Source organism: Petrocella sp. FN5, assembly GCF_029210395.1.
Lineage (GTDB): Bacteria > Bacillota > Clostridia > Lachnospirales > Vallitaleaceae > Petrocella.
On record NZ_JARGDP010000223.1, the window covers coordinates 1 to 501 of the forward strand.

At 40.9% G+C, this 501-nt stretch carries 1 protein-coding gene; it reads right to left on the bottom strand.

Annotated elements, in window-relative coordinates:
- Window positions 1–392: S-layer homology domain-containing protein (locus P0N36_RS15610; RefSeq protein WP_275843817.1), on the bottom strand; the 392-nt coding region annotated here is incomplete at its 3' end.
- Window positions 393–501 lie beyond the last annotated feature (109 nt).

Consider the following 501-nt stretch of genomic DNA (forward strand, 5'->3'; position numbering starts at 1 on the left):
CTACTCACCAATGTGGCCATCTCTTCTCGGGTGACTTTTCTTCTATAGTTATCAAAGTCACCTGGCTTTACATAGCCAAGCTCTATGGCTTTGTCGATGTGATGCTTGGCCCAGTAGCCTTCTTCATCTTGAAGAACATCATGGCCGGCTACGACCACCAAGCACTTGATAAACTGATCCACTTGAAGCGGGTTGGCCGGTTTGAATGTACCGTCGGGATAGCCTTTTAGAATATCTCTTCCATCTTTTCCTATATGACTTAGATCTTCATTAAACCAATCCTTTTGACTCACATCCGAGTAGTTGGACGCCCCTTGTACCGAGTTACCCGCTAGACTGACGATCAAGATGATTATTGTTAACAAACTTAACATCATAACTGTTTTCTTCATATACTTCTCCCCCATACTCAACTTTTTTGATTTTGCTATACCTATTTAGTATAGCTTTGATATGCGTGGGTGTAAAGCATTTTCTGGTATAATTGTGTATTTATATGGT